The following is a 13,138-nucleotide window of genomic DNA, read 5'->3' on the forward strand; positions in this document are numbered from 1 at the left end:
CGCCCCACCCCGCGCCCCCGGGGAGGCACGCCTGACGGGTTCAGAAAAGGACGGACATGAAGGTGTCGACCTCTTTGAAGCCGACTCTGCGGTAGGCCGCGCGAGCGGGGACGTTGAAGTCGTTGACGTAGAGCGACACCACCGGGGCGAAGTGGCGCAGCGTCAGGTCCACGATGGCGGCCATGCCCGAGACGGCGTGCCCCTGGCCGCGGCGGTCGGGATGCACCCACACGCCCTGGATCTGGCAGACCTGCGGCGTCACCGCCCCGACCTCGGCCTTGAAGACGACCTGGCCGTCCTCGATGCGGGCGAACGAGCGGCCGATGCGGATCAACTCGGCCACCCGGGAGCGGTAGAGCGCGCCGCCGTCCCCCAAATCGGGCGAGATGCCGACCTCCTCGGTGAACATCGCCACGCATGCGGGCAGCAGCGTGGCGAACTCCTCCGGGCGTACCTGGCGGACCAGCGGGTCGGGCGGCACCGGAGAGGGCGAGGAGGTGGCCATCACCGGCTGGGCCCAGCGGATCGCCCGCGCGGACCCCCAGTAGGGCTCCAGCCGCTCCCACAGCTTCTCCACCGCGTCGGCCGGGCCCACGATCGAGGAACACCGCCGGCCCTGCCTGCGGGCACGGTCGGCGAAGGCCTGCACGGCCTCGGGGCCGGCGTTGACCGGGACCAGGTTGGCGCCGGCATAGCACAGCGAGGTCAGCCCACCGCGCGGGCCGAACCCCCACATCTGTCCGCCGAGCCGGGCCGGGCTCAGCCCGACGGACCGGACCCGGGAGGCGACGAAGACGTTGGCGACGGGGTCCGCGTCGAGGAGCGTGAGCACCTCGTCGCGGTCCTGATCGTCGAGCACCCGCGACGCCGATGTTCGCAGCATCACGGGCTTAGCCTACGCGACAGCCCCGATTTTGGAACGAACCGACCCTACTGGCCGTTGATCGCCTGCGCCGGCCTTGGGTGCGCGGGGTTGGCCTCGGCCGGCTGCGGCGGGCGGGGCTCGGCCGAGGCGGCGCAGAAGGCGTCCGGCCGCCGCCCGGTGCGCTGCTCGGCCCTGCCGCCGGGAACGGTGCCGTCCCGCAGGTAGGCGGCCAGGTGCCGGTCGACGCAGGAGTTGTCCCCGAGAGAGACCCCGTGGTTGCCGCCGCCCTCCACCAGCAGCCGGGCCGTCGGGAAGCGTTCGCGCACCCGCACCGCGCCCGCGTAGGGCGTGGCGGCGTCGTGCCTGGACTGGACGAGCAGGATCGAAGGCAGGTGGGCGACGTCGCCGACGTGCACCGGCGTGCCGCCCTTCTCCGGCCAGAACGCGCAGGGCGCGTTGTACCAGGCGTTCGGCCAGGCCATGAACGGCGCCTTGGCGTTCACCTTGGCGGTGTCGGCCTGCCAGCGCGCCCAGTCGCGCGGCCATGCGGCGTCACGGCACTGCACCGCCAGGTAGACGGCGTAGTTGTTCTCGGCGGCGGCGTCGTGGTCCACGTGGCGGCGGTAGGCGGCCACCAGGCCCTCCGGCCGCCCCTTCTTGACGTAGGCGGAGAAGACGGCCGCGAACAGCGGCCAGACGGCGTTGGTGTACCCGCCGACGGTGTAGATGTCGTCCAGCTCGCTCGGGCCGACCAGGCCCCCGGCGGGCCGCAGGCCGAGCCGCCGGCGCATGCCGTACCAGGCCCTGGCCACCTCGGTCTCGGTGTCGCCCAGGTGGTAGGCGTCGTCGTGCCGGGCGACCCAGGCGAGGAACTGGCGGTGCCGCCGGTCGAAGGAGTAGTCCTGGGCGATGTTCGAGTCGTACCAGACCCCCTCGGGGTCGACCACGCTGTCGAGCACCAGCCGCCTGACCCGGTTGGGGAACAGCGTCGCGTACACCGAGCCGAGGTAGGTGCCGTAGGAGTACCCCAGGTAGCTGATCTTGTCCTCGCCGAGCGCCCGCCGGATGGCGTCCATGTCCCGGGCGGAGTTCTCCGTGGTCATGTGCGGCAGCAGCCACGACCAGCGCGTCGCGCACGCCTCGGCGTACCCCTTGGCCCGGGCGAGCAGCGCCGCCTCTGCCGCGTCGTTGGCCGGCACCTGGTCCGGGCGCGGCGCGGCGAAGTGCGTCTTGGGGTCCACGCAGTGGAGCGCCGGCTCGCTGGCCCCGACGCCCCTGGGGTCGAAGCCCACGATGTCGTAGCGCGCGGCGACGTCCTTGGGCAGGGCGGCGGCCACGTACCGGGCCAGGTTCACCCCGGGCGCGCCGGGACCGCCGGGGTTGACCAGCAGGACGCCGAGCCCTCGGCGGTGGTCGTGGGACTCCGCGCCCCGGACGCGGCTGAGCGCCAGGGCGATGGCGCGCCCGTCCGGCGCGGCCGGGTTCAGCGGCACGTTCAGCGACGCGCACTCGACCGTGACCACCGACTTCGGCCCGGGGCACTCGGCCCACGTCGGCCCGCCCTTGGGCTCGGCGGCCGCTCCGCGCGCCGTCGCTCCCGTCAGCCCGGTGACCAGCAAGGTCACGCCGGCCATGACACTGACAACCCGTCTCACCCGTTGACTCCCCTCTGCGGCTGTGGCAGAAGCCGATGCTCCCGGACCCGGCCGCGCGACGACCGGCGACCCGGCCCAATGTTTACCGATCTGTAGTCATTCGATTGCGCACCGTTATCCAACGCTTCGCGCGCGGTCGCGCTCGGGCGGATCGAAGGCATGACGGAATGACCCGGATGATGACGGTGGAAGGTCAGTCCGGCAGGCGCTGGATCGCGACCATCGCGGCGTCGTCGCCGAGCCGCCCCCCGACATAGGCGAGCAGGTCGTCGCGGACGTGCCGCACCAGCGTCTCGGGACCGTCGCCCTCCCAGCTCATCAGCCGGTCGGCCAGCGGGTAGAACTCGCCGCCGCGGCCGCGGGCCTCGATGACGCCGTCGGTGTAGAGCAGCAGCGTGTCACCGGCCTTGAAGTCGAAGGTCTCCACCTCGTACAGCGGGTCGGCCAGCTCGCCGAGGCCGAGCGGCGGCGCGGGCCTGGCCGCGTCCAGCGTCATGACCTGGTGGTCGCGCAGGAGCAGCGGCGGCGGGTGGCCGCAGTCGATCATCTCGATCACCGCCCGGTCGTGCGGGATCTCGATGACGGCCGCGGTGATGAAGTTCTCCTGCGCCTGCTCGAGGTCCTCTGTGTGCTCGTCGAGGTCGGACCGCACGCTCTGGTCCAGGTACCGGGCCACGTCGGGCAGGGTGGCGTGCCTGCGCGCCGCCTCGCGGAAGGAGCCGAGGAGCAGGGCGGCGTCGGACACCGAGGGAAGCCCCTTGCCACGGACGTCGCCGATGACGATGCGCGCCCGGGAATCGGTGCGGGCCGCGGCGTACAGGTCGCCGCCGATCTGCGCCTCCTCCTCGGCCGCCAGGTACATGGAGGCCAGCCGCAACGACCCGAGCCGCGCGGGCAGGGGGCGCAGCAGCGCCCGCTGGGCGGCCTCGGAGACCGACCGCACGCGCGTGAGGACCTGCTGGTGCCGCTCGCGCAGGTAGGAGAACAGCACCAGGAACACCGTGACCACGACGGCCGCGGCGAACTGCGTCTGCACGGGCCGGTCGGCGATGGTGCCGTCGTGCGCGCTGACGACCATCTCGCCGGCGAAGGACAGCACGCCCACGCTCCCGGTGACCCACGGCCCGGAGAACGAGGCGGTGATCGCCGGAGCGGTGATCAGCAGGGGGCTCAGCTCGATCTCGCGCGGCGTCAGCAGGTCGGCCACGGTGATCACGAAGATGAGCACGAGCGGGATCGCCACCAGCGCGTGGCCCGTCCGCCACGGCCGGTGCCCGTCCGTTCTGCCCCGCGCGTGCCGCACCCTTCATGCATACACCAGCACGAGCCCGGGCGAAAAACCCGTGCCCGCTGTGACCTGCGGAAACGCCTGCACTGCAGGGGATTTCGCCCTGTGCCGCCGACCGGCCGCCGTCCCGAATGGTGAGACAGCCGGGGGCGGGCGGAGATCAGCCGACGACGACCTGCGGGCCGGACGCCTCGTCGTCGTCGAGGTCGACCTCCACGCCCATCTCCTCGGCCAGGCGCAGGGCCTCCTCGATGAGCGTCTCGACGATCTGCGACTCGGGGACGGTCTTGACGACCTCGCCCTTGACGAAGATCTGCCCCTTGCCGTTGCCGGAGGCGACGCCGAGGTCGGCCTCGCGGGCCTCGCCGGGACCGTTCACCACGCAGCCCATCACGGCCACCCGCAGCGGGACCTTCAGCCCGTCGAGCCCGGCGTGCACCTGCTCGGCCAGGGTGTAGACGTCCACCTGGGCGCGCCCGCAGGAGGGGCAGGAGACGATCTCCAGGCCGCGCTCGCGGAGGTTCAGCGACTCCAGGATGCCGATGCCGACCTTGACCTCCTCGACCGGGGGCGCCGACAGCGAGACGCGGATCGTGTCGCCGATGCCCTCGGCGAGCAGCGCGCCGAAGGCCACCGCCGACTTGATCGTGCCCTGGAACGCCGGGCCGGCCTCGGTCACGCCGAGGTGCAGCGGGTAGTCGCACTGGGCCGCGAGCAGGCGGTACGCCTGGATCATGACGACGGGGTCGTGGTGCTTGACGGAGATCTTGATGTCGCGGAAGCCGTGCTCCTCGAACAGCGAGCACTCCCACAGCGCCGACTCCACCAGCGCCTCGGGGGTCGCCTTGCCGTATTTGGCCAGCAGGCGGGGGTCGAGCGAACCGGCGTTGACGCCGATGCGGATGGGGACGCCCGCGTCGGCGGCGGCCCTGGCGATCTCGCCGACCTTGTCGTCGAACTTCTTGATGTTGCCCGGATTCACCCGGACGGCCGCGCACCCGGCCTCGATGGCGGCGAAGACGTACTTCGGCTGGAAGTGGATGTCGGCGATCACCGGGATCTGCGACTTGCGCGCGATGGCCGGCAGCGCGTCGGCGTCGTCCTGCGAGGGCACGGCCACGCGGACGATCTGGCAGCCGGAGGCGGTGAGCTCGGCGATCTGCTGCAGCGTCGCGTTCACGTCGGCGGTCAGCGTGGTGGTCATGGACTGCACCGTCACCGGCGCGCCCCCGCCCACGGGCACCGAGCCCACCATGATCTGCCGCGACACCCGCCGCTCGGCGATCGGCTTGCTCCGTACCGAGGGAATCCCCAGATCAACAGATGTCATCTTTTCCAGCACCTTGATAGTGGCGACGCGCTAAGACGCCCCCCAGTCTAAGGACCCCCGCGCACCGGTGGGCTCCGCCCGCCGACAAAGCCGGAGTTCCCGGCCACCTGTGACTCCCGCCACACCCCGGTGACCGGGCGCGGCTCAGCCCTCCTGGGCGGCCACCAGTTCGCGGGCCCGGGCGCGGGCCCAGGCGTCGGCGTCCAGGACCTCCTCCACCGACCCCGCCGGCGTCACGGAATGCTCGCCGACCACGGCCGCGACGGTGTCGACGATGCCGAGGAACGGCAGCCGCCGGGCCAGGAACGCCTCCGCGCACTCCTCGTTGGCGGCGTTGTAGACGGCCGGCGCCGTGCCGCCTTGCGTGCCGACGTGCCGGGCCAGCGCCACGGACGGGAACGCCTCGTCGTCCAGCGGCTCGAACGTCCAGGTGTGGGCCTTGGTCCAGTCGACGGCGCCGGCCGCCCCCGGCACGCGCGACGGCCAGCCCAGCGTCAGCGAGATGGGCAGCCGCATGTCGGGCGGGCTGGCCTGGGCGATGGTGGACCCGTCGACGAACTCGACCATCGAGTGGACGACCGACTGCGGGTGGACGACCACGGTGATGCGGTCGAAGGGGATGTCGAACAGCAGGTTGGCCTCGATGACCTCCAGGCCCTTGTTGACGAGCGTCGCCGAGTTGAGCGTGATCATCGTGCCCATGTCCCAGGTGGGGTGCTTCAGCGCCTGCTCGGGGGTCACGCCGGTCAGCTCCGCCCGCGCGCGGCCGCGGAAGGGGCCGCCGCTGGCGGTGATCACCAGCCGCCGCACCTGCGCGGGGTCGTGGCCGGAGGGCCCCGCCGCCCACAGGCACTGGGCCAGGGCCGAGTGCTCGGAGTCGACCGGCAGGATGCTGCCCGGCCCGGCCAGCCGCTTGACCAGCGGCCCGCCGATGATGAGCGACTCTTTGTTGGCCAGGGCCAGCACCCGCCCCGCCGACAGCGCGGCCAGCGTGGAGGTCAGCCCTACCGCGCCGGTGATGCCGTTCAGCACGATGTCGCAGGGCCAGGCGGCGACCTGCGCCACCCCTTCGGCGCCCGCCACGACCGGCACCGGGCCGATCGCCTCGCGAAGCGCGGGCACGGCCCGCTCGTCGGCGACCGCGACGACCTCGGGACGGAACCGCCGCACCTGCTGGGCCAGCAGGTCGACCTGGCCGCCGCCGGCGACGAGCCCGGCGACGCGGAAGCTCGCGGGGTCGCGCTCGATGACCTCCAGGGCCTGGGTGCCCACCGAGCCGGTGGAACCGAGCACGACGATCGAGCGCGGCTCCGCGGCGCCGGGACGGCCGGCGCGCGCGAGGGCGGCGGTGGAGTCCGCGGGACCGGCCGGCGCGGCGAGAGGGGTCTGCATGCCCCCATTATCGCGGCCCGCCCCGGCCCCGCCCGCCGGACCGCCGAGGAGAGGTCCGCGGGGGCCGTTCCGTGTCACCACTGCGACTGGTGAGAAAACAGCAGCTCAATGCCCGAAACCCGCCATACCCGTCTCGGCGAATCACGAGAAATGCCGCATTCCACCGCACTACCTTCCCGCGTCAGAGCACGGCACCCGATCACGCGGGAGCCGGGCCCGCGTCCAGCGTCCCGCGCCGGCCCGACACCGGGCGGGCGCCCCGCCGGCGCGGCGCCCGGCTCCCGCGACCACCGCATGGAGGACCCCGCATGCACCCCACGGCACGACGTCTCATCCCCATCCTCGCCATCACCCCCGTGGCGGCGGCGGGAATCCTGCTGAACGCCTCGACCGCCGAGGCGGCCAAGCCGTCCGCCGCGCCCCGGCCGGCCGTTCACGACGCGGCCGACAGCACCAAGGAACAGCGCGTCGTCAAGCAGTTCTGGACCCCGGCCAAGATGGCCGCCGCCAGGCCGCTGGACCTGGTGCGGTCGCGCGGCGGGCGCACGACCGCCACGCCCGGCGGCGGCAGGACGATCACCCTGCCGGCTCCCGGCGCGCACGCCGTGAAGCGCGCCGACACCCCGGCCGAGCCCACCGCCTCCGCCTCGCCCACCCAGGCGGCGCCGACCGCGCCGGCCACGCCCACGCCGACGGCGCAGGCCGAGACCCCGGCCCCCACGCCCTCGCCGACCTCGCCGGCCGCCACGCTGTCGGCCCGCTCGCCGGGCGCCGCGTGGACGGCGGGCGGCACGATCGTCAGGACCGAGGGACGGGTCTTCTTCACCTACCAGGGGCGCAGCGCCTCCTGCTCGGGCACCGCGGTCACCAGCGCCAACAAGAGCGTCGTGCTCACCGCCGGCCACTGCGTGAAGCTCGGCGGCGCCTTCCACACCAACTGGGTGTTCGTCCCCGGCTACGACAACGGCGCCCGCCCCTACGGCACCTGGGTCGCCACCAGCCTGCTCACCACGCCGCAGTGGAACGCCAGTGAGGACATGAACTTCGACGTGGCCGCCGCCGTCGTGGCGCCGCTGAACGGCCGGCGCCTGGTCGACGTCGTCGGCGGCCAGGGCGTGGCCTTCAACCAGCCGCGCGGGCGGCAGATGTACGCCTTCGGCTACCCGGCGGCCGGCCCTTACAACGGCTCGAAGCTGATCTACTGCAGCGGCCGGGTGTTCGACGACTTCCTGGTCTCCAGTGACCAGGGCCTCACCTGCGACATGACCGGCGGCTCCAGCGGCGGCGGGTGGTTCCTCGGCTTCAGCGAGGCGACCGGCACGGGCACCCTGAACTCGGTGAACAGCTTCAAGTACAACTTCGCGTCGTACTGGATGTTCGGCCCGTACTTCGGCCCGGAGGCGCAGGCGGTCTACACCACGGCGCAGAACCAGGACGCCACCTGATTCACCGAAAGTATCCACAAGGCGACCTTGCGTAGTCCACACTCGGGATCCATGACCCCGATCCTCCCCTTGATCGCCGCCGCGTCGCTCATCACGGGGCTGGCCGGTGCCGCGCCCGCCGCCTCCGCACGGGTCCTTCCACCGGCGGGCTCCGGCCTGCCGGCCACGCCGTTCTCACCGCCCGCCGCGCTCGTTCCGGTCGCCGGGGCGGGCGTCCTCCAGCAGGTGGCCTCGGTCCCGGCGGGGGTGGTCCAGCACGTGGCCGCCCTCACCGAGGCCGAGCAGCGCAGGGTCCTCGCCTACTGGACGCCCCGGCGCATGGCGCGGGCGCTGCCCGGCGGGCTGCTCGGCTCGGTCGCCAGGCTGGGCGGGCTCGGCTCCGGCGGCCTGCCCCTGCGCATCGCCGCCGCCCGTCCTCCGCACACCAGGCCCCCGGGGCACACCCGGCCCCCGGCCCCGTCGCGTCCCGCCGCCCCGTCCCGTGAGAGGCCGGCCGGGCAGGGCCGGTCCACCACCGGCCGCGCGTCCACCGCGCCGGTGGCCGCGCGGCCGGCCGCGCGGACGCCCGGCGTCAGCACCAGCGGCGCCCGGTGGGCGGCGGGGGGCGCGGTGACGCGCACCACCGGCCGGGTGTTCCTCACCATGCGCGGCGTCGACTACGTCTGCTCGGCGGGGGCGGTGCGCAGCCGCACCATGGACGTGGTCGTCACCGCCGGCCACTGCGTCAAGGACGGCCGGGGCCCCTGGGCCGAGAACTGGACGTTCGTGCCGGGTTACGAGGCGGGCGAGCGGCCCTTCGGGGTGTTCACCGCCCGGCGGACGCTCGTGCCGGAGCCCTGGTCGGCCAAGGGCGACGACAGCCACGACATCGGCATGGTCGCGGTCAACCCGGTGGACGGGCGCCACCTCGGGCAGGTCGTCGGCGGCCAGGAGATCGCCTTCGACGCGCCGCGCGGCGAGCGCGCCTTCGGGTTCGGCTTCCCCGCCGACCCTCCCTACGACGGCGAGCACCTGATCTACTGCTCGGGCGCAACGCACGCCGACCCGCACGGCCAGACCCGCGACCAGGGCATGCGTTGTGACCTCACCGCCGGGTCGAGCGGCGGCCCGTGGCTGAGCTCCTTCGACCCGGCGACCGGGCAGGGCGTGGTCACCTCGGTGAGCAGCTTCAAGTACAGCGACGACCCGCGCACGATGTACGGGCCCTACTTCGGCGATCAGGCCCGCCGGCTGTTCGAGGCGGCGCAGCGAGCCTGAGGTGGACGACAGTCCGGCGGACGCCGAGGACGCGACCGGCTCACAGGGTAAGGCCGGTGAGCACCATGACCTTCTCGTAGGTGTAGTCCTCCATGGCCGAGCGCAGACCCTCGCGTCCGATGCCCGACTCCTTGACGCCGCCGTAGGGCATCTGGTCGGCGCGGTAGGACGGCACGTCGCCGATGATCACACCGCCGACCTCCAGTTCCTTGGCGGCGCGGAAGGCCGCCTCGATGCTGCGGGTGAACACCCCCGCCTGGAGCCCGTACTTGGAGTCGTTGGCGGCGGCGAACGCCTCGTCGGCCGAGCCGACCGGCTGGACGACCAGCACCGGGCCGAAGACCTCCTCGCGCACGACCTTGGCCTCGCCCGGCACGTCGGCGAGCACGGTGGGGGCGACGGTCGCCCCGTCCCGGCCGCCCCCGGTGAGCACCCGGCCGCCCGCGGCGACCGCCTCGGCCACCCACTGCTCGACCCGTTCGGCGGCCTCGACCGACACCATCGGCCCCACCTGCGTCTTGTCGTCGGCGGGGTCGCCGACGACCAGGCTGTCGACGGCGGCGACGAGCTTGGCGGTGAACGCCTCGGCCACCGGCTCCTCCACGATCACCCGCTGGACCGCGATGCAGCTCTGCCCGGCCTGGTAGTTGGAGAACAACGCGACGCGGGTGGCCGCCCAGTCGAGGTCGGCGTCGGCGAGCACGATCGCGGCGGCGTTCCCGCCGAGCTCCAGCGTGACGTGCTTGCGCGGCACCCGGTCCTTGATGGCGTAGCCGACCGGCCCGGAGCCGGTGAACGACACCACCGGCAGGCGCGGGTCCTCCACCAGCGCCCCCGCGCGGTCGTTGGGCACCGGCAGCACCGAGAACATGCCCTCAGGCAGACCGGTCTCGGCGAGGATCTCGCCGAGCACCAGCGCCGACAGCGGGGTCGCCGGGGCGGGCTTGACGATCACGGGCGCGCCGACCGCGATGGCGGGCGCCACCTTGTGAGCCACCAGGTTGAGCGGGAAGTTGAACGGCGTGACGGCCAGCACCGGCCCGTACGGCTGGCGCGAGACGTAGGCCAGGCGGCCGGCGGCGGCGGGCTCGGTGTCCAGCCGCTGGGCCTCGCCGCTGAAGCGCCGCGTCTCCTCGGCGGCGAAGCGGAAGGTGGAGACGGCGCGGGCGACCTCGCCGCGCGCCCAGAAGATCGGCTTGCCGTTCTCGGCGCTGATCAGCCGGGCGACCTCCTCCGAGCGCTCGGCCAGGCGGCGCGAGACGTGGGCCAGCGCCTCGGCGCGGGCGTGGATCGGCAGCGCGGCGGCCTCCTTGCGGACGGCGTGCGCGGCCGCCACCGCCTGCTCCACCTGGTCAGGGGTCGGCACCGAGCCGACGCCGACGACGCGGCCGTCGTGGGGATTGGTCACCGTGAGCTCGTCATCGCCCGTCGCGGGCGAACCGGCGAGCCAGAAGGGGCGTACGTCCATGTCCCGACGCTATGCCTTCCCGCGGTCCGGGACGCTACTCCGGTACGGACAAGTGCGCCCTGGCACCGCTACATTCCGCATAAGAAACGTTCTTTCCCCGTTCCGTAACGAGCATGCCGCAATTTCGGGATGTTTTCTGTTGCATGGCGGTTTGAAGGTCGCGACACATGGTTAAGTCAACATGCGGGTCCGCGCGGGACCCTTGGGGAGAAGGGGCTGAGTCGCTCATGGGTTCGCCTGCGCCGCTCGGTCTCCAAGGCGCCTATGCGATGGGCGGCCAGAGCTCCCAGGACGAGCTGCGCGCGCGGCTGATCGCGGTGGCCGGCGAGCTGCTGGTCACCCGCGGCGCCGACAGCCTGACCGTCCGGCGCATCGCCACCGAGGCCGGGTGCGCCACCACGGTGGTGTACACCATGTTCGGCAACAAGGAGGGCCTGGCCGAGGCGCTTTACCTGGAGGGCTTCGAGCGGTTTCGCCGCAGGCTCGCGGCGGTCCCCCGCCACCCCGACCCGCTGGAGTACCTCACCTCGCTCGGGCCCGCCTACCGCGAGGCGTGCCTTGCCGAGCCCGGCTACTACAGCGTGATGTTCGAGAAGGCCATCCCCGGCTTCGAGCCGAGCGAGCGGGCGCGCACCCTCGCCAGGGCCGCGGTGAACATCCTCGACCGGGCCATCGCCGACTGCATCTCGGCCGGCTACCTGGTGCCGACCCAGCCGCGCAAGATCGCCGACTGCCTGTGGGCGGCGGCGCAGGGCGCCGTGAGCCTCGAACGCGCCGGCCACCTGCGCGACGACCGCGTCTACACCTCCGTCACCCTGGCCGCCATCAGCCGCTACCTCGTCCACAAGGACACCCTGCCGGCCCCTTACTGACACCTCACCGGGGGGACGCCCTGCCGGCCCTCACCGAGGCGCGGGGGGCCGGACCGCCAGCGCCATCCACAGCTCCGCGCGCACGGCCGGGTCGTCCAGGTCACGGCCGAGCAGTTCGGCGACCCGCCGCATGCGGTAGCGCAGGGTGTGCCGGTGGACGCCGAGCCGTTGGGCCGCCGCGTCCCAGTGGCCGTTGCACGCCAGGTAGGCGCGCAGCGACTCCACGAGGTCGGCGCGCGAGCCGTACTCGCGGAGCGGGGCCAGCAGCGAGGCGGCGAACCCGGACAGCAGGTTCGGCTCCACCAGCGAGAGCAACCCCTGCCCGGCGAGGTCGGCGAAGCGCATGACCGGGCGGGCCGACAGCAGGGCGCGCTGCGCCTGCTCCAGGCCGGCGGCCAGCCCGGACGGCCCGGACGACTCCACCGGTTCGCTGACCCCGACCCTGCCTCGCCGGGCCGCCGCCTCGGCCATCGGGCCGGCCTGCTCGGCGGGCGCAAGCGCGATCACGACGCCGCCCCACGGAGCGGTGAACCCCGGCAGCGCGTCCTGGAGCTCCTCGGCGTCACCGGCCTCGCAGGCCAGCACCACGAACGGGCCGCCGTCCATGAACGCCGTCTCGGCGGGGCCGCCGGGCAGCGCCGCCAAGGTCTCACGCGCGGCCTCGCGCTCGCCGGCCAGCAGCAGCCGCAGCACGGCGGAGCGGACGCGGCGCACGGCGGCCAGGCGGTCGCGCCGCTGCTCCAGCGACAGGGCGAGCAGCGATCCGGCGGTGTTGACGACGGTGTGCCCGACCGGTGAGAAGGGCCGCTGCGCGCCGACCGCGAAGAAGCCGGTGACGCGCCGCTGGTCTCCGAGCGGCTGGACGATCACGTGTTCGTGCGGCCCGGACAGCGCGAGGCTCGCGGGCGCGCCGTCGGGGGCGCGCAGGCGGTGGAGCTCGCCCCGCACCAGGGCCGCGGCCTTGTCGGCGCCCTCACCGGCCGCGTGCAGGACGCCGCCCGTCTCGTCGAACAGGACGGCCCAGCCGTGGATCTCACGGGCCAGCCGCCGGACCACCCCCGCCATTCCCCCCGCCCGGAGTGCGGCGCGGGTCAGCCGGCCCTGGGCGGCGAAGGCGTCGCCGAGCTCCTCGTACCGCTCGGCCGCGAGCATGTCGCTGACGGCCTTGCCGATGGAGATGAACGGGGTCTCCCTGGGCACCTCGACCAGCGGGAGCCCGGCGTCCGCGGCGGCGGCGACGAACTCGGGCGGCACGCTCTCGTGGCCCAGGCCCACGCCGAACCCGAGGCCGGCCGCTCCCCGGCCGACCAGCCGCGAGACGTAGGCGGGCGCGTCGTCCGGGGCGAGCCGCATGCCGGTGGTGAGGACGAGCTCGTCGCCCTCCAGGAACGGCGTGGGGTCCTCCAGTTCGCTCACCGCCACCCAGCGCACCGGGCGTTCCAGCGCGTCATGGCCCGCGCGCACGCGGAGCCGCAGCCGCGCGAGCGCGACCACCCGCCGCAGGGTTGGTGCCATGTCACTTCCTCGGGACGCCGGAGGCGGACGACTCCGTTCCCGGAGCCTCGC

Annotated in this window: 10 protein-coding genes; 3 read left to right on the top strand and 7 right to left on the bottom strand. The window is 73.7% G+C overall.

What is annotated here, in order from left to right; translation table 11 throughout:
• Positions 1-40: 40 nt before the first annotated feature.
• From ABZU32_RS01860 to dxr, 5 genes are all read right to left on the bottom strand, one after another.
• The gene (locus ABZU32_RS01860; RefSeq protein WP_354915845.1) at positions 41-883 is read right to left on the bottom strand and encodes a GNAT family N-acetyltransferase; all 843 of its coding nucleotides are present in this window, start codon (positions 881-883) and stop codon (positions 41-43) included.
• A gap of 47 nt (positions 884-930) precedes the next feature.
• Positions 931-2,520, bottom strand: a complete 1,590-nt coding sequence (locus tag ABZU32_RS01865) for an alpha/beta hydrolase (RefSeq protein ID WP_354915770.1) — start codon at positions 2,518-2,520, stop codon at positions 931-933.
• A 193-nt stretch (positions 2,521-2,713) separates the two neighbouring features.
• Complete coding sequence (locus ABZU32_RS01870; RefSeq protein ID WP_354915773.1) at positions 2,714-3,823, bottom strand: PP2C family protein-serine/threonine phosphatase; 1,110 nt, start codon at positions 3,821-3,823, stop codon at positions 2,714-2,716.
• A 145-nt stretch (positions 3,824-3,968) separates the two neighbouring features.
• The gene (ispG, locus tag ABZU32_RS01875) at positions 3,969-5,138 is read right to left on the bottom strand and encodes a flavodoxin-dependent (E)-4-hydroxy-3-methylbut-2-enyl-diphosphate synthase (protein WP_354915776.1); all 1,170 of its coding nucleotides are present in this window, start codon (positions 5,136-5,138) and stop codon (positions 3,969-3,971) included.
• Between the two features lie 144 nt (positions 5,139-5,282).
• Positions 5,283-6,530: a 1-deoxy-D-xylulose-5-phosphate reductoisomerase gene (gene dxr / locus ABZU32_RS01880; RefSeq protein ID WP_354915780.1), complete on the bottom strand. Its 1,248-nt coding sequence runs from the start codon at positions 6,528-6,530 to the stop codon at positions 5,283-5,285.
• A gap of 308 nt (positions 6,531-6,838) precedes the next feature.
• Here dxr and ABZU32_RS01885 point away from each other — a divergent pair, with 308 nt between their 5' ends.
• Both ABZU32_RS01885 and ABZU32_RS01890 read left to right on the top strand, forming a co-directional pair.
• Positions 6,839-7,975 (top strand): peptidase, encoded by a 1,137-nt coding sequence (locus tag ABZU32_RS01885; RefSeq protein ID WP_354915783.1) that lies wholly within the window; start codon positions 6,839-6,841, stop codon positions 7,973-7,975.
• Between the two features lie 51 nt (positions 7,976-8,026).
• Complete coding sequence (locus tag ABZU32_RS01890) at positions 8,027-9,232, top strand: hypothetical protein (protein ID WP_354915786.1); 1,206 nt, start codon at positions 8,027-8,029, stop codon at positions 9,230-9,232.
• A gap of 40 nt (positions 9,233-9,272) precedes the next feature.
• Here the strand turns inward: ABZU32_RS01890 and ABZU32_RS01895 are convergent, their stop codons facing one another.
• Positions 9,273-10,700 carry an aldehyde dehydrogenase family protein gene (locus ABZU32_RS01895; protein ID WP_354915789.1) on the bottom strand — a complete coding sequence of 476 codons (1,428 nt, stop codon included), beginning with the start codon at positions 10,698-10,700 and terminating at the stop codon, positions 9,273-9,275.
• Between the two features lie 269 nt (positions 10,701-10,969).
• Here ABZU32_RS01895 and ABZU32_RS01900 point away from each other — a divergent pair, with 269 nt between their 5' ends.
• On the top strand, positions 10,970-11,572 hold the full coding sequence (locus tag ABZU32_RS01900) for a TetR/AcrR family transcriptional regulator (protein ID WP_354835400.1): 603 nt from the start codon (positions 10,970-10,972) through the stop codon (positions 11,570-11,572).
• Positions 11,573-11,602: 30 nt separating this feature from the next.
• Here ABZU32_RS01900 and ABZU32_RS01905 read toward each other — a convergent pair whose 3' ends face one another.
• A complete protein-coding gene (locus ABZU32_RS01905) occupies positions 11,603-13,087 on the bottom strand; it encodes a PucR family transcriptional regulator (protein WP_354915792.1) in 1,485 nt (494 codons plus the stop codon).
• Between the last annotated feature and the right edge of the window lie 51 nt (positions 13,088-13,138).

Origin of the sequence: Sphaerisporangium sp. NPDC005288 (assembly GCF_040607475.1) — a bacterium.
Classification (GTDB): domain Bacteria; phylum Actinomycetota; class Actinomycetes; order Streptosporangiales; family Streptosporangiaceae; genus Sphaerisporangium; species Sphaerisporangium rhizosphaerae.